This window comes from Halopenitus persicus (genome assembly GCF_002355635.1).
GTDB lineage: Archaea > Halobacteriota > Halobacteria > Halobacteriales > Haloferacaceae > Halopenitus > Halopenitus persicus_A.
On sequence record NZ_AP017558.1, the window covers coordinates 1,228,223 to 1,250,977 of the forward strand.

General features: G+C 69.6%; 24 protein-coding genes. 14 read left to right on the forward strand and 10 right to left on the reverse strand.

Translation table 11 applies throughout. The features are described from left to right. Positions 1-75 precede the first annotated feature (75 nt). Both glyA and CPZ00_RS05925 read right to left on the reverse strand, forming a co-directional pair. Positions 76-1,323, reverse strand: coding sequence for a serine hydroxymethyltransferase (gene glyA / locus CPZ00_RS05920; RefSeq protein WP_096390058.1), 1,248 nt, complete (start codon positions 1,321-1,323; stop codon positions 76-78). Between the two features lie 207 nt (positions 1,324-1,530). Next, positions 1,531-2,001 carry a VanZ family protein gene (locus CPZ00_RS05925; RefSeq protein WP_096390059.1) on the reverse strand — a complete coding sequence of 157 codons (471 nt, stop codon included), beginning with the start codon at positions 1,999-2,001 and terminating at the stop codon, positions 1,531-1,533. A gap of 57 nt (positions 2,002-2,058) precedes the next feature. On the opposite strand from CPZ00_RS05925, the gene CPZ00_RS05930 reads away from it, so the two are divergent. Together CPZ00_RS05930 and CPZ00_RS05935 are read left to right on the forward strand one after the other, a co-directional pair. Beyond that, positions 2,059-2,457: a DUF5778 family protein gene (locus CPZ00_RS05930; RefSeq protein ID WP_096390060.1), complete on the forward strand. Its 399-nt coding sequence runs from the start codon at positions 2,059-2,061 to the stop codon at positions 2,455-2,457. A gap of 16 nt (positions 2,458-2,473) precedes the next feature. After that, positions 2,474-3,214: an alpha/beta hydrolase gene (locus tag CPZ00_RS05935; protein ID WP_096390061.1), complete on the forward strand. Its 741-nt coding sequence runs from the start codon at positions 2,474-2,476 to the stop codon at positions 3,212-3,214. A gap of 72 nt (positions 3,215-3,286) precedes the next feature. Here CPZ00_RS05935 and cmk read toward each other — a convergent pair whose 3' ends face one another. From cmk to CPZ00_RS05955, 4 genes are all read right to left on the reverse strand, one after another. Further along, positions 3,287-3,901, reverse strand: coding sequence for a (d)CMP kinase (cmk, locus tag CPZ00_RS05940; RefSeq protein WP_096390062.1), 615 nt, complete (start codon positions 3,899-3,901; stop codon positions 3,287-3,289). A gap of 133 nt (positions 3,902-4,034) precedes the next feature. Beyond that, positions 4,035-4,364: a transcription factor S gene (locus CPZ00_RS05945; RefSeq protein WP_096390063.1), complete on the reverse strand. Its 330-nt coding sequence runs from the start codon at positions 4,362-4,364 to the stop codon at positions 4,035-4,037. 118 nt (positions 4,365-4,482) lie between these two features. Beyond that, positions 4,483-5,022 (reverse strand): hypothetical protein, encoded by a 540-nt coding sequence (locus CPZ00_RS05950; protein WP_096390064.1) that lies wholly within the window; start codon positions 5,020-5,022, stop codon positions 4,483-4,485. After that, on the reverse strand, positions 5,019-5,906 hold the full coding sequence (locus CPZ00_RS05955) for a hypothetical protein (RefSeq protein WP_096390065.1): 888 nt from the start codon (positions 5,904-5,906) through the stop codon (positions 5,019-5,021). Before CPZ00_RS05955 ends, CPZ00_RS05950 begins: the two co-directional genes overlap by 4 nt. A gap of 114 nt (positions 5,907-6,020) precedes the next feature. Here CPZ00_RS05955 and CPZ00_RS05960 point away from each other — a divergent pair, with 114 nt between their 5' ends. The 4 genes from CPZ00_RS05960 to CPZ00_RS05975 all read left to right on the forward strand — a co-directional run bounded on the left by CPZ00_RS05960 (position 6,021) and on the right by CPZ00_RS05975 (position 9,655). Further along, complete coding sequence (locus tag CPZ00_RS05960) at positions 6,021-6,671, forward strand: hypothetical protein (protein ID WP_157744196.1); 651 nt, start codon at positions 6,021-6,023, stop codon at positions 6,669-6,671. Between the two features lie 120 nt (positions 6,672-6,791). Next, a complete protein-coding gene (locus CPZ00_RS05965) occupies positions 6,792-7,052 on the forward strand; it encodes a DUF7561 family protein (protein ID WP_096390067.1) in 261 nt (86 codons plus the stop codon). Positions 7,053-7,123: 71 nt separating this feature from the next. Next, positions 7,124-9,091 carry a helicase C-terminal domain-containing protein gene (locus tag CPZ00_RS05970; protein WP_096390068.1) on the forward strand — a complete coding sequence of 656 codons (1,968 nt, stop codon included), beginning with the start codon at positions 7,124-7,126 and terminating at the stop codon, positions 9,089-9,091. Positions 9,092-9,460: 369 nt separating this feature from the next. After that, complete coding sequence (locus CPZ00_RS05975; RefSeq protein WP_021073996.1) at positions 9,461-9,655, forward strand: UPF0175 family protein; 195 nt, start codon at positions 9,461-9,463, stop codon at positions 9,653-9,655. A 127-nt stretch (positions 9,656-9,782) separates the two neighbouring features. Here CPZ00_RS05975 and CPZ00_RS05980 read toward each other — a convergent pair whose 3' ends face one another. After that, positions 9,783-10,943 (reverse strand): 60S ribosomal export protein NMD3, encoded by a 1,161-nt coding sequence (locus tag CPZ00_RS05980; RefSeq protein WP_096391614.1) that lies wholly within the window; start codon positions 10,941-10,943, stop codon positions 9,783-9,785. A 215-nt stretch (positions 10,944-11,158) separates the two neighbouring features. On the opposite strand from CPZ00_RS05980, the gene CPZ00_RS05985 reads away from it, so the two are divergent. Both CPZ00_RS05985 and mdh read left to right on the forward strand, forming a co-directional pair. Further along, positions 11,159-12,466 (forward strand): O-acetylhomoserine aminocarboxypropyltransferase/cysteine synthase family protein, encoded by a 1,308-nt coding sequence (locus CPZ00_RS05985; RefSeq protein ID WP_096390069.1) that lies wholly within the window; start codon positions 11,159-11,161, stop codon positions 12,464-12,466. Positions 12,467-12,545: 79 nt separating this feature from the next. Continuing rightward, on the forward strand, positions 12,546-13,460 hold the full coding sequence (gene mdh / locus CPZ00_RS05990) for a malate dehydrogenase (protein WP_096390070.1): 915 nt from the start codon (positions 12,546-12,548) through the stop codon (positions 13,458-13,460). A gap of 22 nt (positions 13,461-13,482) precedes the next feature. Here the strand turns inward: mdh and CPZ00_RS05995 are convergent, their stop codons facing one another. Beyond that, positions 13,483-13,800: a PadR family transcriptional regulator gene (locus CPZ00_RS05995; RefSeq protein WP_096390071.1), complete on the reverse strand. Its 318-nt coding sequence runs from the start codon at positions 13,798-13,800 to the stop codon at positions 13,483-13,485. A gap of 59 nt (positions 13,801-13,859) precedes the next feature. Further along, positions 13,860-15,080 (reverse strand): NAD(P)/FAD-dependent oxidoreductase, encoded by a 1,221-nt coding sequence (locus CPZ00_RS06000; RefSeq protein WP_096390072.1) that lies wholly within the window; start codon positions 15,078-15,080, stop codon positions 13,860-13,862. A gap of 142 nt (positions 15,081-15,222) precedes the next feature. On the opposite strand from CPZ00_RS06000, the gene CPZ00_RS06005 reads away from it, so the two are divergent. From CPZ00_RS06005 to CPZ00_RS06020, 4 genes are all read left to right on the forward strand, one after another. Continuing rightward, positions 15,223-17,571: a DEAD/DEAH box helicase gene (locus tag CPZ00_RS06005; protein ID WP_096390073.1), complete on the forward strand. Its 2,349-nt coding sequence runs from the start codon at positions 15,223-15,225 to the stop codon at positions 17,569-17,571. Between the two features lie 52 nt (positions 17,572-17,623). Next, a complete protein-coding gene (locus tag CPZ00_RS06010; RefSeq protein ID WP_096390074.1) occupies positions 17,624-18,406 on the forward strand; it encodes a topoisomerase DNA-binding C4 zinc finger domain-containing protein in 783 nt (260 codons plus the stop codon). Between the two features lie 85 nt (positions 18,407-18,491). Beyond that, a complete protein-coding gene (gene endA, locus CPZ00_RS06015; RefSeq protein WP_096390075.1) occupies positions 18,492-19,625 on the forward strand; it encodes a tRNA-intron lyase in 1,134 nt (377 codons plus the stop codon). Then, positions 19,622-21,289, forward strand: coding sequence for a tryptophan--tRNA ligase (locus CPZ00_RS06020; RefSeq protein ID WP_096390076.1), 1,668 nt, complete (start codon positions 19,622-19,624; stop codon positions 21,287-21,289). Before endA ends, CPZ00_RS06020 begins: the two co-directional genes overlap by 4 nt. 51 nt (positions 21,290-21,340) lie before the next feature. Here CPZ00_RS06020 and CPZ00_RS06025 read toward each other — a convergent pair whose 3' ends face one another. Continuing rightward, complete coding sequence (locus tag CPZ00_RS06025) at positions 21,341-21,697, reverse strand: DUF5518 domain-containing protein (RefSeq protein ID WP_096390077.1); 357 nt, start codon at positions 21,695-21,697, stop codon at positions 21,341-21,343. Positions 21,698-21,838: 141 nt separating this feature from the next. Here CPZ00_RS06025 and CPZ00_RS06030 point away from each other — a divergent pair, with 141 nt between their 5' ends. Continuing rightward, positions 21,839-22,369 carry a DUF5815 family protein gene (locus CPZ00_RS06030; protein ID WP_096390078.1) on the forward strand — a complete coding sequence of 177 codons (531 nt, stop codon included), beginning with the start codon at positions 21,839-21,841 and terminating at the stop codon, positions 22,367-22,369. A gap of 115 nt (positions 22,370-22,484) precedes the next feature. Then, positions 22,485-22,691, forward strand: coding sequence for a hypothetical protein (locus CPZ00_RS06035; protein ID WP_096390079.1), 207 nt, complete (start codon positions 22,485-22,487; stop codon positions 22,689-22,691). The last annotated feature ends 64 nt before the right edge of the window (positions 22,692-22,755 follow it).

The window sequence follows — 22,755 nt, forward strand, 5'->3', positions numbered from 1 at the left end:
ATCTCAGCGAGCGACATCAAAAGGGTCGGGGATCGGGCGGCCGGATCGTCCGCTACAACCGGCTTCGGTTTCGGCTCACTCGTACAGCGGGTGGGCCGCACAGAGTTCGTTGACGCGCTCGCCCACCTCGTAGATCACGTCCTCGGAGTCGTGGTTGTCGACGACGCGGTGGATGAGGTCGGCGACCTCCTCGATCTCCTCGACGCCGAACCCGCGGGTGGTAAGCCCGGCGGTTCCGGCTCGGATCCCGGAGGGATCGAACGCCGAACGCGTCTCGCCGGGGACCGTGTTCCCGTTGAGGACGATGTTCGCTGCCGCGAGCGCGTCCTCGGCGTCGCCGCCGCTGAGGTCGGGATGGGACTCGCGCAGGTCGACGAGGACGAGGTGGGTGTCCGTGCCGCCCGAGACCAGCGAGAGGCCGTGGTCGGCCAGGCGGTCGCCCAGCGTCCGCGCGTTCTCGACGACCTGCTCGGCGTACTCCTGGAACTCGGGCTCGAGGGCCTCCTTGAACCCGACGGCCTTCCCGGCGATGTTGTGCATCAGGGGACCGCCCTGCCCGCCCGGGAACACCGCGTTGTCGATCGCGTCGGCGTGTTCGTCCCCGCACATCACGATCCCGCCGCGACCGGCGCGGATCGTCTTGTGGGTCGAGCCGGTGACGAAGTCGGCGGTCCCGACCGGCGAGTCGTGGACGCCCGCGGCCACGAGCCCGGTGATGTGGGCCATGTCGGCGAGGTGGTAGGCGTCGACCGCGTCGGCGGCCGCCTGGATTCGGTCCCACTCGACCTCGCGGGGATACGCCGAGTACCCCGAGACGATGATGTCGGGGTCGAACGACTCGGCGAGGTCGCGGAATCCATCGTAGTCGATGTAGCCGGTGTCGGGATCGACCTCGTACTGCTCGACGTCGTAGAGCTGCCCGACGAAGTTGGCCGGATGGCCGTGCGAGAGGTGGCCGCCGTGGGTGAGATCCAGCGACAGGATGCGGTCGCCGGGGTCGAGCATCGCGAAGTAGACCGCCTGGTTGGCCTGGGTCCCGGAGTGGGGCTGGACGTTGACGTGCTCGGCGCCCCACAGCTCCCGGGCCCGCTCGATCGCGAGCTCCTCGACGTCGTCGGCGTACTCGCAGCCGGCGTAGTACCGCGAGCCGGGGTACCCCTCGGCGTACTTGTTCGTGAGGACGCTGCCCTGGGCCGCCAGCACCGCCTCGCTGGCGTGGTTTTCGCTGGCGATCATCGCGAGCGTCCGTTCCTGTCGTTCGAGCTCACCCTCGAGCGCGTCGGCGACCGCGGGGTCGGCCTCCCGAACCTGGTCGTAGTTCATACTGAAAGCCGTGGGTGACACCACAATAAGCCTGTCCGTCCGGCGCCGCGATCCACGAGCGGTCCGGCCGACGGGACGAACGGACGACCGGAAGCGCACCGCGATCGTCGGCACCGAAACCCACCGCCGGCACCGGAATCCACCGCCGGTACCGAAATCCACTTCCGGTACCGAAATTCATTGCCGGTACCGAAACCCACCGCCGAATCAGCATCGGGACCGACGGCGCCAGCGACCGACCGAATCGGCGACGACGCCAGATATCGCTCCGACCGCGTTGATCCCGGCGTCAGCCACCCCGCCCGAGCGCCACGGGATCGGGACCTGAAGGGCCTCGATGGCCGCGCCGTAACCCGCCGTGAGCATAACCGCGACCGCGAGGAGGCGGAGCCGCGATCGCTCCGGGGACGCCGCCGTGCCTGTCTCGAGCGCTCGCAGACAGCACGCCGCGAGAACCGCGTACCCGAGGAGGTGGCTGGCGACGAACGGATCGAGGCCGAAGGGGACGGGGATGGCCGCCGAACCGCCGCCGGCAGCCCCGCGGCCCGGAACCGGCAGGAGCGAGACCACGAGCACGAGGAGCGCGACGCGTGCCGGCCATCGCCAGCGGTGGCGATCGCCGGGGACGGAACGTCCCGGAGTCGTCTCGGTCGAACCGCGGCCCGGATCTCGAGACATCGCTCGAACGACGGTCGGATCGCCACCCGTTTATCCGCGGCGGTCGAACCGCGGGCAATGAGCGAGACGCTGGACGAGGACCTCTATCAGCGCACGATGGCGCTGATCGAGCCGGGAGACGTCGATCTGATCGGCTGTATCGTCCACTCGACGTACGACGGCCAGTCGGACCTGGAGATGCACGAGTTGACCGTCACGATCAACGAGGTGATCGCCGAGGCCGCCGGATCGGGCGAGACCTACATCGAGGCCGGCAACGACGATCCCGACTTCTCATCGAACCAGTTCCAGGGACGCACCCTCGCGGACGAGTCGTTCGTCTGGGAGTGTCAACAGCTGCTCCGGGAGGGGACCTTCGACCTGGTCTTCTACTATGAGGCGGGCGCCGACCAGGACGCGATCGTCGAGGGAATCGAGGCGCTCGAGGGCGTCGACCGCGTCACGCCGGTGCCCTGAACGGAAGGACAAGCGGATGACCGACGCCAACGATCCCGAGACGGTCCTGATCCCCGGCGGTCGCGACGTCCGGGCGAGTCTCGATCGGGCGGATGGGAGCGACCACGAGCGGGCGGATGGGAGCGACCACGAGCGGGCGGATGGGAGCGACCGTGATCCGGGTGGCGACGAGACGACGGCGTGCGTGGTCGCCTGTCCGCCGCACCCGCAACACGGCGGCACCCGTCACGACGGGCGCCTCCAAGCGGTCTCGACGACGCTTCGGGATCGCGGGATCGACTGCCTCCGGTTCGATTACGGCGCCTGGGACGGCGGCGCCGGCGAGCTGGCTGACGTCCGGAGCGCGCTGGCGTGGGCGAGCGACCGCTACGATCGGGTCGGCCTCTTCGGCTACTCCTTCGGCGGCTGTCTGGCCCTGGTCGCGGCCGCGAAATTCGGAGATGCTGCGGCGGGATCGGCCCTCACGGCGGTCTCGGCGCTCGCGCCGGCTCGCCGGGTGGCGCCGGACGTCGACGCGGCCGCGGCGGTCGACCGGATCGCGGTGCCCCTGCAGGTCGTCTACGGCACGCGGGACGACACCGCGGAGTGGGGTCCCGTCGTCGAGGCGGCACGCGAGCGTGCGGGCGAGCGAGGGACGGACGCGGTCTCGGTCGTCGAGCTCGAGGCGGACCACTTCTTCGTCGGCCGCACGGACCGGATCGGCGGGACGGTCGGCTCGTGGCTCGCCGACCGGGTTGCGATCGATGACGATCGCTGACGATCGCTGACGGTCGATGACGATCGGTGACGAGCCGGCGAGCGTCAACGTGGACCGGTCGACGGGTGCCGCTCAGACCTCGAGGTTGGGCGTCGGGACGGCCCCCTCGTCCGCCTCGGGGTCGTACTCGTCGATCGCCGCGAGCACGATCGCGAGCGTGCCGTCGGCGCTCCACCGGCCCGTGTTGATCAGGAGGTCGTAGATCGACCGATCGGAGAGGTCGATGTCGTAGTAGGACGCGTAGCGTTGCGCCTCGATGACCTCCCGGACGCGCATCTCGGCGGACAGCTCCTCGCGGTCGGCCGTGCGCTCGACGCGGACTTCCTCGGGGGCGTCGAGCCGGATCCGCAGGTCCGCGCGGTTGCCCGCGATCCAGCCGGCCAGCCGCGACTCGAGGACGAACGCCTTGTTGGCGGCGCCCCACTCCTCCGCGATCCGCCGGAGCCGGCGGTCGAGCTCGCGGTCGATCGCGTCGGACTCGCCGGCCTTCGCGACCAGCTGCGAGAGGCTCATCTCCCGGTCCTCCGCGATCGACCGGAAGATCTCCCCGCCGGAGACGTATCCGCAATCGAGAACCGTCGAGAGTCGTTCACACAGCGTCGTTGCGCCGCAGCCGGGCGGACCGGACACCGTGATGAAGAGATTGCTGTCGATGCGCCGATCGACGGCCGCGTCGGTGCTTGTCATCCGATGGAGTGCTCACGCGCGAGACGGGTAAGGATAGGGGGTCGACCACGGACCGGATGACGAGCCGACCGCGGACGGAGAGTCGGCCTGAGGCGCGTGGCGGGCCGGGACTCGCGGTCCAGCGAATCGTCGGTCAGTTGTAGCCGCGCCAGCGATGGCCACATTCCTGACATTTGAAAAACCGCGTCGGGGGCTCGTCCGCGGCGCCGGTCTGTTTGATCGTGTACCAGGCCTCGCCGTGGCCGCATTCGTCACAGACGACGTCGGTCGCGGTGGGTTTCCCCTCGAAGTTCGCGTTCTCCTCGGTCTCGATCGGCGACGCGTCGCCCTGTCGCTCCGTGGAGACGTACTGCTCGGTCAGGTCGTCCTCGCGCTCGGTGGTCGCCCCGCAGTCGTCGTTTTGACACACCATTCGGCCGTCGACCGACACCATCATCGAGCCGCACTCGTCACAGAATTGCATCGGTGGATCGTTTCCTGACGTACGGCCGGCAGCGGTTTCAAGGGTTCGCTCCGGGGCGGCCGGGATCGGGAGATCCCTCGTCGGTCCCGCGGCCCACGCACTCGTTCATGTGGCCCACTCACTCGTTCACGCGGTCGAAGGTTGGCCCGTCGGTCGAAACCATCGGACAGTTGCGGACGCGGAAGCGGTCCATCTCGACCACCTCGACGATCTCGGTCCCCTCGTGGGTGCAGGCCAACGTGGGCGGGTCGGTACTGTAGGGACACCGCTGACAGTACTCCCGTTTGTCGACGATCCGGTCATCGTACTCGTCGTCGGCCCGCTCGGTCCCGGAGGAGTCGCCCGTTTCGGGGTCGGGTGCCGTCTCGGAGGAGTCGCCCGTTTCGGGGTCGGGTTCGAGCGCATCGATGTCGTCGGTCTCGAGCGCCGCCCAGACGTCCGTCTCACCGACGTCGACGTCCATCGCCTCGAAGGGGTCGTCCGCAAGGTTCGCATCGTGGGGCTCCTCGTCCGCGAGCGCGTCGATTCGCGGATCGGCCTCGTCGGAGGTCGAACCGTCCGAACCGGCTTCGTTCGGACCTGTTGCCTCCGGGACGGCTTCGTCGGAGTCGGCCCCATCCCGGCCGTCGCGCCCGTCGCGCCCGTCGCGGTCGGTCATTCCTCGTCACCCTCGAAGAGGTCCTCGGGATCGCGCGGCTCCGCCGTTTCGCCCTCCAGCGCCGGCGGATCCCCGGTCCGAAGCCACGCGCTCCCGAAGATGCCGGATTTCGGTTCCACGCCCTCGAGGTGGGCGTCACAGTGAGGACACCGCGGGCGACCGAGGAGTCCGATCTGCACGGTGGTCTCACACGACTCACAGCGGGCCGCCGTGACGCCCTCCCGGTTCGCCGCCGCGAGCAGGTCCGTGAGGACCTCCCGGCGGGCGCGCTCCCGTTCGAGCCGATCGAGACGGCGCTGGACGTTCACGAACGCGCCCGCGAGCCGGGTGAGCTTCTCGTCGTGGTCGGCCAGCCGGTCGTCGCGATCAGCTGCGTCCGCCCGGAGCGTCTCGACCGAACCGATCCCGCGTTCGAGTGAGTCGTACCGGCTCGACAGGTCCGTGACCGTCGATCGGAGCGCGTCGATCCGGTCGTCGATTGCGGGGTGGGTGTGGTCCTTCGGCGCCCGCGATTCGGCCTCCTCGAGCACGCTGATGACGCGGTCGCGGACGTCGGCGATCTGCTCGTCGAGGTCCGCACGGAGCGTCTCGACGTCGCTCTCGAGCCGGTCGACCGTCGAGCGCGTTCGATCGAGGTCCGCCCGAACGCGCTCGAGCATCTCGGCGTCGGGGACGTCGATCCCGCGCTCCTCGGCGAGCCGCGCGATGGCTCTGGCGAGCAGTTCCTCCCGACGGTCCTCGGGAAGGTCCGACAGCTCAGTCGGCCGGTCCGTAGCCTCCGGCCCGTCCTCGTTCCCCCTGGACGGCTCCGGTCGGTCGTCTCCCCCCGTGGATGGCTCCCCCCGACCCTCCTCCGGAAGCGTCATCCGATCGCGATCACCCATCTACGCCCGTTTCAGCGCCCATACATAAGTAAGCTTGCGCGCCGTTCGTGTCGGAGTCGTCCGATCCCGACCGAAGCCGACGAGTTTTACCCGGGACGGAGCCTCCCGTCGCGTATGCGCTCGGTTTCGCGACGACTCGGTGGTGTGACGTTGATCGGCGTCGGGGGCCTCCTCGCGTTCGCGGCGCTCGTGCTCGCCGCGGCCGAACTGCCCGCGAGCGTGGCGACGGTCGGTCCGGAATCGGCGATCACCATCGGCGCCGCGAACGGCGGTGACGGTGCATTCGGCGGCCACTCGGCGCTGCACCCGGTCGCCTACGCCGCGGGAGCGACGCTTCTCGTGGCCGGAACGGCCGCGGTTCGCAACCGACCGGTCGACTCGAAGGCAGCGATCGCGGTCCCCGCGGTGGGTCTCGCGCTCGCGCTCGTGGGCGTGGCGCTCGGATCGGGCACCATCGCCGGATCGGGGGGGACTGCCGGATCGGGAGCCGCAGCTGGGTTCGGGACCGGTCTCGAGTCGGGGATCGTCCTCGCGCCGGGGGACGTCCTCGCGATCGCGGGGACCGCCGTGGGAACCGCCCTCGCGCCCGTCGTCGTCGGCGCGCTTCGCGAACACACGATCGTCCTCCTGGCGGGGTTCGTGGTCGCGCTCGTCGCCGTCGCCGCGGCACCGAACCCGGGTCTCGTCGCCGCCGTCGGGCTCGGGGGCGGGGGCGGCGCCATCGCCGCCGCCTGGTGGCTCGACCCCGATGGCTGGCGGCCGTGACGACGCCCGCCGCGGCGGTTGACCGCTCCGTGATCCGGTCGGCAGCCTCGGAGTTCGGTCGATCGTTCCGGAATCCGGCCGACGCGACACCCCTATCCGTTTCGGACGCGAACCGCGGGTATGGCGACCGAGGCGTGTGCGGTCTGTGACACCGACGTGCGGATCGCCGGCGGGATCGGCGACCTCTGGAGCTTCGCCTTCGAGTCGACCCAGGGGATGACCCTCGAGCTCGTCGACGGCTCCGAGTTCTTCCTGTGTTTCGACTGCATGGAGCGACTGCCCGGGGACACGGAACCGACTGCGGCGGACGTCGAGCGGCTGCAAGCCGAAGACGACGAAACGGCGGTCGAAGAGCCGGCTGACGGCTCGCCGCTCGAGTAGCGCCGGTCGGGGACCGAGGCCGTCACCGTCCCATCCGACACCTTTACTCCGATCGCAACGGACCCCGGAGTGTGGACCCCGACCGGATCCTCGCGGAGTTCCCGGCGCCGAGCTTCCGCGGCGCCCAGGAGCAGGCCCTGCACGACGTCCGTGACGCGTTCGCGGCCGGCAACGACGTGGTGCTCGTGCGCGCGCCGACCGGCAGCGGCAAGTCCCTGCTGGCGCGGTCGATCATGGGTGCCGCCCGCACCGTCGACGCGGCCGAGCCGCGGGAGGCGACCGGCGCGTACTACACGACGCCGCAGGTCTCCCAGCTCGAGGACGTCGCGGCCGACGAGCTCCTGGCGGACCTGAACGTGATCCGCGGGAAGTCGAACTACGCCTGCATCCTCCCCGGCGAGCACGACACGCCGGTCGACCGCGCACCCTGCGCTCGCCAACGCGGGTTCGACTGCAGCATTCAACACCGGTGTCCGTACTTTTCCGACCGGGCGATCGCCTCCTCGCGACGCTTCGCCGCGATGACGCTCGCCTACTTCATGCAGACCGCCGGGTCGGAGGTGTTCGGGAAGCGGGACGTGGTCGTGATCGACGAGGCCCACGGGCTGGCCGAGTGGGCCGAGATGTACGCGACGATAGAGCTCTCCCCGGACCGCGTGCCCGTCTGGGAGGACGTCGGCATTCCCGACGTCTCCGGCGGGGCGGACGAACGATCGGGCGACGGCGCCCACGATGACGACGGACCCCTTGACCGCACCGCCCGGTTCGTCGAACAGCTCCGTGGCGCCTGCGAGCGCGCGAAGGACGAGCTGGTCGGCCGTCCGGAACTGGAGCCCGCGGAGGTCGCCCGCCGCGACCGGCTGCAGGAGCTGATCGGCGAGCTCGGCTGGTTCCTCGAGGACTACCGTGACCCGCAGAGCCCGACCACCTGGGTCGTCGACCAGCCCGGCGGCGAGGGCACGGCGATCACGATCAAGCCGCTCGATCCGGCACGGTACCTCAAGCACACCGTCTGGGACCGGGGGAACCGATTCGCGCTGCTGTCGGCGACGATCCTCTCGAAGGAGGCGTTCTGTCGCGGCGTCGGACTCGATCCGGCCGACGTCGCGCTCGTCGACGTCGAGCACACCTTCCCGCTCGCGAACCGGCCGCTGTACGACGTGGCGCAGGGGAAAATGACCTACGAGCACCGCGAGAAAACGATCCCCCGGATCGCCGAGCTGGTCGTCCGGCTGATGGCTCGCCATCCCGACGAGAAGGGACTGATCCACGCCCACTCGTACGCGATCGCCGACCAGCTCGTGGAACGGCTCGGCGAGCTCGGCGTCGCGCCCCGGCTGCGCCGGCACACGAAGGCGACCCGGGACGACGAGCTCGAGGCCTGGCTGGGGAGCGACGACCCGGAGGTATTCGTCGCGGTGAAGATGGAGGAGGCGCTCGACCTCAAGGGCGAGCTGTGTCGCTGGCAGGTGATCTGCAAGGCCCCGTACCTGAACACGAACGACTCCCGCGTCGCGCGCCGGCTCGAGGAGGGCCAGTGGTCGTGGTACCACCGCGCCGCGCTGCGAACGGTCATCCAAGCGTGCGGACGCGTCGTCCGCGCACCCGACGACCACGGCGCGACCTACCTGGCTGACGACTCGCTGCGCGACCTCTTCGACCGGGCGCGGGCCGATATGCCCGCGTGGTTCGCCGACCAGGTCGCGGCGATGGAGACCCCCGAGCTTCCGGCGGCCGACCCCGCGGCGGCGCTGTCCGGGATCGACGCGACGCCATCCCCGACCGCGACTGCCGGCGGGACGGCGGTCGACGCCGCCACGAAAACCGCGGCCGCAAGCGACGACGCGACGACGAACGACGTCGCGGGGGACGGGAGCACGGGGTGGGCGTCGACGAACCGGGACACGGGGACCGGAACCGCAGGTGGCGGCGCAAGCGGCACCTCGACCGGCGGCGGAGGCGGAACCGAAACGCGGACCGAGCGCGACGCGAAGCGCCGCAAGGATCACCCGCTCTCCGACGTCTGGGGCGACGGGTAGCCGAGGCCTCAGATCAGGGAGACGCCCCAGGCCACCATCGAGGAGACCATCAGGAACGCGAAGAACAGCGCGAACAGTTTCTGTCGGTCCATATCCCGAGTAGGCGGTCGAACACGCATAATTCCTGCGCCCTGCCGCCGACCCGCTATGTTCTCCCACCGACGCCGCTCCGTCCTCCCACCGACGCCGAGCGATCGGCAACCGGGGAGCCGCCGTCGAACGAAAAGATCACCAACGATCAGTATATATGTGCCTTATACGCGCGGCATCCTCGGCTGAACGACGATCCACACCTAATACCATATAAGGTGTTTGTATCCCCTCAAGGGAATAGTAACCTTCATAATCCCTCACGTCTCACCGACGTGTATGGCATCCCACGGGCTGGCGACCGCGCTCACGCTGTACGGGTCGCGAACACTGACGCTGTCGCAGGCGGCCGCCCAGGCAGGACTCAGCGAGGCCGAGTTCATCGAACAGCTCGAGCGACACGACATCGAGGTAACCGAGTCCGAGCGCGCCGCGGCGCTCGATTCCGACGCGGTCGCCGCGACCGCCGATTGAGCCGGACCGACGGCTCGAAACCCCTTCTCGACCCGTTTCCGCCGAGACCCAGGAGCGTCGCCGCGGCACGGATGGGAGCGTCGCCGCGGCACTAACCGGAACGACCGTCCTGACCGGAACGACCGTGCTACTCGCCGATCGCGTCGGGGTCGGGTTCGACGTCGGCGTCGGATTCTGCCTCGTCGGGAACGAGGTAGACCTCGCCGTCGTGTTTTATGGCGAACACGACATCGGGCGGGTTCTCGTCGTCGAAGAAGTCGGGGTTCGGGACCGTGACGGCCGCGTACGTCTCGGGATCGAGCACCTGGACGGCGTGTTCGTCCTCCACGGTCACGACGGTCGTCTCGACGGCGTCGTCCCGCCGGCCGACGCGGTCGGCGTCCGGCGTCTCGCCCTCGGCGAACTCGGAGACGTACTCCTCGCCGGAGGCGAGCCGGATCCCCCGAAGCCGGCCCGAGACGCTCTCGACGAGCACGGGCCCGTCGCCGTCGTTCGGGTCGATGATCTCGCCGGCCGCGTAGCGGGGCAGCCGGACTGCGAAGGTCACGCGATAGACCTCGTTGCCGTCGCCGTCCTCGGTCACGAGCGTCGGGTAGGACTCGAAGCTCCCGCCGAGCTGCTCGACGATCCGGGTCGCGACGGACTGCCCCAGCCCGTTCGAGGAGATCTTGACGTTCGGACCGTCCTCGGTCTCGGTCACCTCGGTGATGAAGGCCTCCCGGTCGCCCTTGGCCTCCTGGTCGGCGACGTGGGATTCGGCGATCGCGAGCGCCTGATCGCGCTCCGCGGGCGTGAGATCGCGCTCGTCGGCTCGGATCTGAACGATCGCGGCGTAGTAGCCGCCGGCGATCCGGCCGCACCGGTCGCAGGTCCCGCGGGAGATCTTGACCGGCACCGTTACGGATTCCTCGCGGAGGGTGCCCCGAACGACGCCGGAGAACTCACAGTGCATCCGGATCGTGTTCTCGTCGACCTGCTCGGGCTCGACCCCCCAGTTCACCTCGGCCGCGTCGACGTGGACGCCGAGCGCCTCGGCCGTCTCGTCGACGGCGACGTCGGTGTAATCGCGCGCCCCGACGTCCCGCCAGGACTCGCCCCGACGGACCGCCCCGCAGCCGGAACAGACGAGGACCTCGATCCGGTCCGGGGCGTCGACGAGGTCGAAGTCCTCGAAGTAACAGTCGTCACAGAGCTTTCGATCCCGCGTTCGCGGCTCGCCGGGGCGCGGCTCCGACCGCTCCGCGACCGGGTCGCCACAGCGGGGACAGAACTCGCGGGAGTCGCTCATCGGCTTCTCGTAGATGATTCGACCGGTTAAGTCGACCGAATCGGGGGGCGGACGGACGGTGGGCGGGCGGTGAACGGTCGACGTCGGCCGATCCGTCACGTCGCGCGTCGCCTGCACCAGCCGGCTTCGCCGGTCGTGGGTCGTGCGGTCCGAAACGCCGGCAGGGTCTGCACAGGTGGTGTGGCTTTAACACCGACGGGATCGATGTCCCGCGTATGGCAGACGATCCTGCGGACGACGAGACGCAACGGTTCGCCACTCGCAGCCTCCACGCCGGCGCGCAGCCCGACCCGACGACCGGGTCGCGGGCGACGCCGATCTATCAGACGACGTCGTACTCCTTCGACGACGCCGACCATGCGGCGTCGCTGTTCGCACTGGAGGAGCCGGGCAACATCTACTCGCGGATCATGAACCCGACGAACGCGGTCCTCGAGGAGCGAATGGCCTCCCTCGAGAACGGGATCGCCGCGGTCGCGACCAGCTCCGGGATGGCCGCGTTGAACCTCGCGACGTTCCTCCTTGCCGGCCCCGGCGACAACATCGTCTCGGCCTCCTCGCTGTACGGCGGCACCTACACGTACCTCACCCACACGGTCGAGCGGCAGGGCGTCTCCACCCGGTTCGTCGACACCCTCGACGTCGACGCCTACGCGGAGGCGATCGACGAGGACACGGCGTACGTCCATCTCGAGACGATCGGCAACCCCGCGCTCGTGACGCCGGACATCGAGGCGATCGCCGAGGTCGCCCACGAGCATAACGCCCCCCTGTTCGTTGACAACACGTTCGCGACCCCGTACCTCTGTAATCCCCTCGACCACGGCGCGGACCTCGTGTGGCACTCGACCACGAAGTGGATCCACGGCGCCGGGACGACGATCGGCGGCGTCCTCGTCGACGGCGGCAGCTTCCCGTGGGGCGACCACGCCGAGAAGTACCCCGAGATCGGCGGCGACAATCCCGCCTACCACGGCGTCAACTTCACCGAGCGGTTCGGCGACGCGGCGTTCACCTACGCGGCCGTCGCCCGCGGCCTGCGCGACCTCGGCTGCCAGCAGTCGCCGTTCGACTCCTGGCAGACGATCCAGGGGCTCAACACGCTCCCGTTCCGGATGGAGCGCCACTGCGAGAACGCCGCGATCGTCGCCGAGCACCTCGTCGACCACCCCGAGGTGAGCTGGGTCAACTACCCCGGTCTCGACGACCACGAGACCCACGAGACGTCGAGCGAGTACCTCGACGGCGGCTACGGCGGAATGATCACCTTCGGACTCGAGGCGGGCTACGACGCCGCGAAGACGACGGTCGAGAGCACCGAACTCGCCTCGCTGCTCGCGAACGTCGGCGACGCGAAGACGCTCATCATCCACCCCGCCTCGACGACCCACCAGCAGCTCACCGAGGAGGAGCTGCTCTCGGCCGGCGTCACCGAGGACCTGGTTCGGATCTCGGTGGGCCTCGAGGACCCCGCGGACATCGTCGCCGACATCGATCAGGCGATCGAGACGGCGACCGAGTAAGCGCTCGCCGAAGCGGACGGCGGCCGAGTCGACGTTCGCCGAAACGATTAGGGGCGTTCCGCTCCCCGTATCAGACGGTATGACAAAAGTGAGCGTGGTCGGCGCCGCGGGCACCGTCGGTGCCGCGGCCGGCTACAACATCGCGCTGCGCGACGTCGCGGACGAACTCGTCTTCGTAGATATTCCGGACAAGGAGCCGGAGGCGGTCGGCCAGGCCGCCGACGTCAACCACGGCGTCGCCTACGACTCGAACACGACCGTTCGCCAGGGCGACTACGCGGCCACCGCGGGCTCGGACGTGGTCGTGATCACCGCCGGGATCCCCCGCCAGCCGGGCCAGACCCGGATCGACCTCGCGGGCGACAACGCGCCGATCATGGACGACATCGGGTCCTCGCTTGCCGAACACAACGACGACTTCGTCACCGTGACCACCTCGAACCCGGTGGACCTCCTCAACCGCCACCTCTACGAGTCCGGCGAGCGCGACCGACACGCCGTGGTCGGGTTCGGCGGACGGCTCGACTCGGCCCGGTTCCGGTACGTTCTGGCCGAGCGATTCGACACGCCGGTTCGGAACGTCGAGGCCACCATCCTCGGCGAGCACGGCGACGCGCAGGTGCCCGTCTTCTCGAAAGTGCGCGTCGACGGTCGGGACCCGAGCTTCGACGCCGACGAGCGCGAGGCGATCCTGGGCGACCTCCAGGAGTCCGCGATGGACGTCATCGAGCGCAAGGGCGCCACCCAGTGGGGGCCGGCGACCGGCGTCGCCCACGTCGTGGAGGCGATCCTCGAGGACACCGGCGAGGTGCTCCCGTGCTCGGTCGTCCTCGACGGCGAGTACGGCCACACGGATACGGCCCTCGGCGTGCCCGCCAGGCTCGGTGCGAACGGCGTCGAGGAGGTCGTCGAGTGGGACCTCGACGACTACGAGCGCGACCTGCTCGATGAGGCGGCCGGGAAGCTCTCCGAGCAGTACGCCGAGATCGCGTAGGGGGCGCCGCGTCGAACTCCTTTTAAGCGCCGTCCTCTTTTCCACCCTCGATCCGCTCGGAACCACCTTCGATCCGATCCGAGAGCCAGTCGTAGTGAGCGAGCAGCGCGTCCTCGCCGGCATCAGTGAGCCGGTAGACGTCGGCGATGCCCTCGGTCCGTGACTCGACGTGGCCGGACTCCGCGAGCGCCGTCACCATCGCGTGGAACGACTGCGGGTCGATCCGCTCGTCGTAGTGGGACGTGAGCCGGTTCTTCAGCTGTTGTTCGCGCAGGCTCCCGGCCTCGTACAGGAGCGCGCAGACGTCGCGACGGCGACCGCTGTGGAGCCACTTTGCCATCGACGACCGATCGCCGTGCGACGGGATAGACCTCCCGGATCGTCGGCGACGGGAACCGATCACGCGCCGTGATCGGGCACCGCCTGGCGGAACATCGTCCGGAAGGGGAAGTCGGCGTCGCTGGACTCGAAGCGGTCGAGCGCGAAGGGGGAGAGCGAAAACGGCGCCGACTCGCCGGTGAGATGCGCCCGAACCGCGGTGCCGATCGAATCGGCGGCCATCACGCCCGCCCCGTGGAACCCGGCCGCGATGACGAGGCCGTCCGGGGCCTCGGCCGGCGCATCGATGATCGGCTTCGCGTCCGGCGTGGTCGCATCGGCCATCGGACAGCACTCGTAGCGGACCACCGTCGCGTCCGCGTCGACGCTGGCGAGGATTCCCGGGAGCTCCTCCCGGAGCAGTCGATCGAGTTCGCCGCCGATCTCCCGCGGGTCCTCGGGCGGGGCCGTGTCCCGGTCCGATCCGCCGTACCGGTGTTCGGTCCCGACGAGCAGCCGGCCGTCCCGGGTACCACGCCAGTAGGCGCCGAGGACCGAATCCCCGCCCATCGGAACCCCGTCGGGAAGATCGGCTTCGAGGTACGCGACGTTCCAGGTGAACGGCCGGATCGGGACCCGAAGGACGTCCGCGAGCAGGTCCGGCGTGGCCGAGCCTGTAGCGGCCACCACGGCGTCGGCGTCGACGGAACCGTACTCCGTCTCGACGCCCGCGACCTCGTCGCCCGCCGCGGTGCCGTCCGTAACGCGGATCGACTCGACGGTCGTGTCCGGCCGGAACTCGACGCCGCGGCGGACGCACTCGCGGTGCATCGTCGCGAGGAACTCGTCGACGTCGAAGTAGCCGGTCCCGGGCCAGACGAGCGCCTTCTCGTAAGGCGCCTCGGGATCGAAGACGTCCGCGTACGCGTCGGCATCGACGAGCCGCACGTCGGTGACGTCGGTGACGTCGTCACCGGCGTCGAAACTGCCGGTCCCGTCGACCGACGTCGCGGTTTCCCGGGCCGCGGCGACGTCCGCGGGCCGCACCCCGCGGACGTACTCGCGGTCGGTCCACTCGAAGACGCCGGTCCCGTCCAGCTCGCGGAAGAACTCGATCGCGTGCCGACTCCAGGCCGGTTGGTCGGGGTAATCGACCGGCGTGGTGATCACTCCGGAAGCGCGACTCGAGGTCCCGTTTCCGATCGCGTCCCGGTCCAGTACGATCACGTCGTGATCCGGCGCGAGCCGGTAGGCGGTGCTCAAACCCGCGACGCCGGATCCGACCACGGCAACACGTGTCATATCGGCCGGTCGCCCCCGGTTCGCATAGTGGTTTCGCCGACCGCGCCGGGAACGCGGTTCGGTTCGACGAGAGGAAACGCCTTTCCCCACGAGGCGCCCCACTTCGAACAATGCGTGGGAGGCCGTCCCGGGGAGGGACACGATGAAGGTCGCCGAAGCGGTCCCGGAGTTCGCCGACGCGTTCGGCTTCGAGGAGTTCAACCGGATGCAGCGCGAGGCGTTGCCCGCGCTCCTGGAGACGGACGCAAACGTGGTCGCCAGCGCGCCGACGGGATCCGGCAAGACCGCCCTCGCGGAGCTCGCGATCTGCAAGACGCTCGATGCGGGCGGGACGGCGCTGTTCGTCGCGCCGCTGCGCGCGCTCACCAACGAGAAGGAAAGCGAGTGGGAACGCTTCGAGGCGCTCGGGTATTCGGTCTACGTCGTCTCCGGCGAACGCGATCTGAACCCCAGGCAGGCCGAACGGGCCGACGTCATCGTGATCACGCCGGAGAAGGCCGACTCGGCGACGCGGAAACACGACTCCGCGCGCTACTCGTTCATCGCCGACGTCGACTGCGTGCTCATCGACGAGGTTCACCTCCTCGACTCCGACCGCCGCGGCGGCGTGCTCGAGGTCGTCGTCTCCCGGCTGCGCCGGATCTGTGACCCGCGGATCGTCGCCCTCTCGGCGACGATGTCGAACGTCGCGGACGTGGCGGACTGGCTCGACGCGCCGCCGGAGACCACCTTCGAGTTCGGCGACGAGTACCGGCCGGTCGAGCTGGAGACCGGCGTGAAGACCTACTCACACGGCGACAACGCCTTCGCCGACAAGTACCGCCGGCTCTACCGCGCGATCGACCTGGCCGAGCCACACGTCCGCGAGGACGGGCAAGCGCTCGTGTTCGTCTCCTCCAGACAGGACACCGTACAGGCCGCAAAGAAGACCCGCGACGAGATCGCCGAGCGAGACGTCCCGGTCGGCGCACGCGGCGAGTACGACTTCCACACCGAGGCGAAGGAACTCACGAACGACACGCTCCGACAGTCCGTCCTCGACGGGGTCGGGTTCCACCACGCCGGGCTCGGCAAGGACGACCGCGACCGCGTCGAGGAGTGGTTCCGCGAGGGGCTGATCTCGATCCTCTTTTCGACCTCGACGCTGGCGTGGGGCGTGAACCTTCCCGCCCGCTGCGTGATCATACGGGACACGAAGTATCACGACCCGCTGGCGGGCGAGACCGACGTCTCGCCGCTCGACGTGCTTCAGATGCTGGGCCGGGCGGGGCGTCCCGGCTACGACGACATCGGCTACGGCTGGGTGGTCTGTGACCGGTCCGACGCCGACCGATACCGCCGACTGCTTCGGGAGGGCAAGCCGATCGAATCGCGGCTCGCGGAGGATCTCCCCGGCCACCTCAACGCCGAGATCGCGATGGGAACGATCCGCGATCTGGAGGACGTGATGGAGTGGATCGAGACGACGTTCTACTTCGTGCGTGCGCGTTCGGAGCCGGAGCAATACGGCTTCGGCTCGATCCGCGACCGCGTCCGGGACGTCCTCGAGGACCTGGTCGCGGACGGGTTCGTCGAGACCGACGCTGACCTGGGGATCGAACCGACCGCGGTGGGTCGGCTCGCCTCGAAGTATTACCTCCGGCTCGACACCGCGAGCCGGTTCCACGAGCTCGCCGAGCGCGACTCGCTGTCGGTCGCGTCGATCCTCGAGGCGGTCGCGGCCGCCGGCGAGTTCGATTCCGTCTCGGCGCGGTCGGCGGAAGCCGACGCGATCGATCGCATTCTCTCGGCGGCCGATCTCGAGACGAGCCTCGAGGAGGGCCACCGGAAGGTGTTCGCGATCCTGGCGGCGAGCATGGACGACGCGGTCCCCTCGGACCTCCGGTCGGACGCGTGGGTGATCCGGCAGAACGCGCTGCGGCTGGTCGCCGCGCTGACCGAGTTCCTCGATCGGTTCGCCGGCGCGCGAGCGGCCAACCTCGCGCGTCGCGTCGAGGCGCGGCTCGACCACGGCGTCGCCCGCGAGGCGGTCGCGTTCACGGCGATCGACGGCGTCGGCGCGAACCGCGCCGAGCGGCTCGCCGACGCGGGGTTCGATTCGCCGACCACGGTGGCCGAGGCCGACCCGAGCAGCCTCGAGGCGGCCGGAATGAGCGAGGGCGTCGCGAGCCGGATCGTCGAATCCGCCGGCGATCTTCCCCGGATCGACGTCGAGTGGGGGTCGTTCCCCGAAACCGTCGGGATCGGCGAAAACGAGATGTGTGACGTGACGGTCCGAAACCACGGCGGCGGCGCACGCGCCGGCGTTCGCGTGACCGTCAACGACGTCGAGATGCACGAGAAGACGGTCTACCTCGACGGGGAGACGACCGTTCCGGTCGGCGTGTTCGGACCGCCGGACGCCGCGGATCTGACCTTCGTCGTCGAGGTGACGTTCCCCGAAGATCCCCTGTTTCCCGTGCGTGCGAGCCGGTCGGTCGAGGTCGAGTAGGACACGACCGCAGCGGGTGAGGGTTCAAAGACGATGCCGCGCCAGACGGGGTATGCCATCGCGACTCCGCGTCCTGGCCGGCGACTGCACCACGATCCTGAACGGTCCCCGCGAGCGCACTCAGCGCGGCCGCGTGGTCGTGGTCGTCAAGCCCGACAACACGACGCTCGTGCACGACGCCGACGGCTACCAACCGATCGAGTGGCTCACCCGGCCGGACTCGGTGGCCGTCGAGACGGACGCGTCCGGATTCACCGTCACCGCGCGCGACGGCGACCGGACCCTGCAAGTGATCACCCACGAGCGCGAGGCCGAGATGGAGATCCCGGTCACCGAGGCCGGGATCCCCGTGGGGAGCTGTCCGGACTGCGCATCCGCGCTGGTTCGCTCGGGCGGCCACGTCGCCTGCATCGGCTGCGAGGAACGATACGGGCTACCGACGGGCGCCACCGTCACGGATCGGAGCTGCGAGGACTGCGGGCTGCCGCTGCTTCGCGTCGAGCGGGGCGAGGTGTTCACGGTCTGTCTGGACGTCTACTGCGACTCGCTTGCTGACGCCGTCGCCGACCGGTTCGACCGCGTCTGGCCGTGTCCGGACTGCGGGTCGGACCTCCGCGTCCAGCAGGCGACCGGTCGGGTCTTCCTCGGCTGCGACGCGTATCCGGAGTGCGAGACGACGTTCTCGTTCCCGGACGGCGTCGTGGTCGACGACTGCCCGTGCGGGCTGCCGGTCCTCGAGACTGCCGAGGGACGACGCTGTCTCGACGGAGCCTGCGAGCGGTGGGAGACGGACGCGGACGACCGCCGGGACGGCACGGAGTCGCCCACGGCGTGAACCGCCCGCGTCGCGACTCGTTCGCGACCTGACGCCGCACCGGCGGACCGCAACCCGTTTACGACCGCCGCCCGCCCGGTCAGATATGCAACCGGACGGCGAGCTTCGCGGCGACGGCGTACACGTGGGCGGCGACGCCCGCCAACGGTTCTACGACTCGCGGGGGTACGGGCGCCCGCTCGGCGGGAACGCGATCTCGCTCACGCCGCTGGAGGCGGCACACCTGCTGTTTCGGGGCGACCTCGGCGCGGTGACCGTCGACGGCGAGACGCTCGGGTTCGAGGCCTTCTTCGTCCACGCGGCCGCCGCGGGCGACCGGTTCGCGGTCCGGTTCCTCGTGTACTCCGACCTGCGCGACCGGGGGTTCTACCTCTCGCCGACGCGCGAGGGTTGGCCGGGGCACAACCGCCAGGGGGGCGCGGACGCGGACTTCATCGTGTACGAACGTGGCGCGAGCCCGCCGGACGGGGCGATCGCCCACCGACTCCGGGTGGTCGGCGAGCGCGAGTCGATCCCGGCGGCCGGCATCGACGGGACCACGCTGGCCATCGTCGACGAGGAGAGCGATCTCACGTACTTCGAGACGCAAACGGCCGACCCGACGGGAGGGACCGACTACGATCCGCCGGCGGACCTCGCCGGCGTCCTGCTCGAGGACCGCGTGGTGGTCTGGGACGCGCCGGCAGGGCTCTATGATCGAGGGTTCTACGGCCGCCCGCTGTCCGGGCGCGCCGCAACGATCGACGGGGCGCTTCAGCTGTCGCTGCTCGAGGCCGCGTACCTGGCCGAACGCGGATCGTTGCGGTTGGACGAAACGCTCGCGCTGGCAGGGACAACCGACGACGCGAACGGGGCCGGCGATGAAGCCGACGACGCGGAGGGCACGGCGGACGCGATCCGCCGGCGGGGACGAACGGTCGAGGGCGACCGATTCGCCCGACGGCTCCGCACCTACACGGACCTTCGCGAGCGCGCGATCGTCCCGAAGACCGGCTTCAAGTTCGGCGCCGACTTCCGGACGTATCTCGACGTCGAGACGGTCGAGGACCTGCCCCACTCCGAGCACCTGGTCCGGGTCATCGAGCCGGACCACGCGTTCGTGCCGCGCGAGCTGTCGCTTGACGTTCGGCTCGCCGGCGGCGTCCGCAAGCGAATGGTTTTTGCGCTGACCGACGCGAGTTCCATCGACTACCGTTCGGTAGCTCGAATCACCCCATGACCGACGACGATCACACGCCACGCGAGGTCGCCACCGCCGCCGACGCGAGCGCAGACGCCGCTCCGAGCGCCGCGGGCTGCGGGATCGCGACCGACGGAGGAACCGACACCGCAGCCGGGGCCGACGACGTGGAGCTGGACCCGTGGGGATCGGCGACGGTCGACGACTACCGAAAGCTCTTCGAGGAGTTCGGGATCGAGGAGTTCGACGACGTCCTCCCCGACGTTCCCCACCCCCACTACCTGATGCGCCGCGGCGTCATCTTCGGCCACCGCGAGTACGACGCGGTCGCCGAGGCGATGGCGAACGACGAGCCGTTCGCCGCGCTGTCGGGGTTCATGCCCACCGGCGACCCCCACATCGGCCACAAGCTTGTCTTCGACGAGCTGATCTGGCACCAGCAGCAGGGCGGGGACGCCTTTGGGCTGATCGCCGACCTGGAGGCCCACTCCGCGCGCGGGCTCTCCTGGGACGAGATCGACGAGCACGCCCGGAGCTACGTCCTCTCGCTGATCGCGCTCGGGTTCGACCCCGAGGACGGAACCGTCTATCGACAGTCCGACAACCGGGAGGTCCAGGACCTTGCGTTCGAGCTGGGGTCGAAGGCGAACTTCTCCGAGCTGCAGGCGCTGTACGGCTTCGACGGCGAGACGAACGTCTCACACATGCAGTCGACGATCACCCAGATGGCGGACATCCTCTATCCGCAGCTGGTCGACGGCCCCAAGCCGACCGTCGTGCCGGTCGGGCCGGACCAGGACCCGCACCTGCGGCTCTCGCGGGACCTCTCCGAGCGGATGCGGTACTTCAAGGTCACCGAGGCGTTCGCGAGCTTCGAGCTCGGGGACGACGAGCGTCAGCTCGTCCGGGCGGCCTACGACGCGATCGCGGGTGCTGCAAGCGGAAACGATGGGGACGACGCAGGCGACGAGCCGGTGCGCTGCGAGGCGGCCGCCGAATGGCTCGAGACGTACGAACCGACGCCGGAACTCACGGACGCGAAACGGTCGGCGATCGAGAAGCTCCGCGCCGCAGGCAAGGAGCCGCTCCGTCCGCGGGTCCGCTTCCTCGACCGGAACGCGACCGAGGACGCCTTCGAGGACCTGATCGGACGGGTCGAGGGCGAGAAACGCGTCTTCGAAGGGCACGTCGACGCCTTCGACCTGACGCGTGAGACGGCCGAGACGCTCGCTCGAGAGGTCGAGATCGACCACGACGGCTTCGGGTTCCGACAGCCCTCCTCGATCTACCACCGGTTCATGTCCGGGCTCACCGGCGGCAAGATGTCCTCGTCGATCCCGGCCAGCCACATCTCGCTGCTCGACGACCCCGAGGACGGGTACGACAAGGTGAAAGCGGCGACGACCGGCGGGCGGTCGACCGCCGAGGAGCAACGCGAGCTGGGCGGGAAGCCCGACGAGTGTCCCGTCTACGAGCTGTACGCTTACCTGCTCGCGAACGACGACGACGACCTGGCGCGGACCGTCTACGAGGAGTGTGAGGACGGGGACCGGCTCTGTGGCGGCTGTAAGGAGCAGGCCGCGGAGCTGATGCGCGAGTTCCTCGCGGACCACCAGGAGAAACGCGAGGAGGCGGCCGAGCTGCTCGAGGGGATGGACATCGATCTCGAATCCGACCGGCGCGGCACCGGCGGCGAGCACTGAGGGCCGCGCAGTACGGCGGCGATTCCCAGCCGGAACCGCCTCTCGCGCACGTCACCCGATCTCGGTCCTGAGGTGGCTGCCGAGCAGCCCGCCGATGGCGCCCAGCGCGACCCAGTAGACGAGGACCGCCACGATCGCGAGGACGACGAGCACCGCGATCGAGAAGCCGACGGCGGCGTCGGGGGCCAGCGGGAGGAACACCAACACGACGAGGAGGATCAGTATCGACGGGACCGACGCGAACAGGCCGGAGAGACCGCCGACGATCGCGCCGTCCTCGGGATCCGTGCCCTGCAGGTATCCGGCGAGGAGGCCGCCGGCGATCGGCGACAGCGGAACCCAGGTGAGGACGGTGGTCGCGATCGCGCCGATCGCGGCGTTGAGGAGGGTGTTGCCGTCGGTGTCCATACCGTAACTGAGATCGGTATCGAATATAAAGGCAGGCTCGTGTCGGGCCCGAAGCGCCGTGGGGAGTCCGAACGATGGGACGATCCGTGCCGTTTCGCACCGTTCCGCGCCTTTTAACCACGGGACGCGCCAACGGCAGGTATGAGCGAACCACGCGTCCCGGGGACGGCGGACGCGATCGAGCTCCCGTGTGGGGAGACGATCGGACACGGCGACCTCGATCTCGGGATGCGCGAGTACGACTGCGCGTGCGGGGAGACGCACGCGGTGGTGATGGACGTCCATCCCCCGGAGCGGTTCCTCCCGGAGTTCCTGGTCGAGGTGTTGCGCGAGGCCGTCGAGACGACCAGCGAGGAGATGCCCGAGTTCGGCACGCCGCACCTGCTCGGCGTCGTTCTGGAGGAGTTTCCGGAGCAGGTCGTCGCCGAGGACGCCTCCGAGAACGCGGACGTTGGCTACGCGCTCGTCTGGGTGACCGAGTTCGACGCGCGGCGGCTCCACGAGGTGATCGTCGAGCTCGTGATCGAGCTGATGGAACACGCCGTGAGCCACGCCGAGGACGACGGCGCGCTGCGGGAGTTCGAGGAACAGATGACCGAGTTCGACGTCGCCGAGTTCGTCGAGCGATACCGGGCCGAGCGCGACCTCGAGGCCGAGGATCCGTACGCCTAGCCCGTCGATTTCGGCCGTCCGGCGGCAAAGTATATAACTGATCGGACGATGTCCGACGAACGTCCGACTCCTGTCTCACTGAACCCTATGTGTGTGGCTCCCGTACGTAAGACGTATGCACACCCGGGAGTTCGAACCGCTGCGTGGTGTGCTCGCCGAGGCCGAGGAGCCGTTGACGGCGCGGGAGATCCTCTCGCTGCTCGAGGAGCGCGAGGAGTTCGACAACCCGCACCGCGTCGCGACCGTGTTGGGGCGGTGGGCAGAACGTGGCGAGGTGGAAGTGATCGCCGACAACCCCTACCGATACCGGCTCAACACGTGACCCGCCACCAAAACCGGCGAGTCGCGATGACGACGGCCGGCTAGCGGCATCGTCGGGCAAGGAG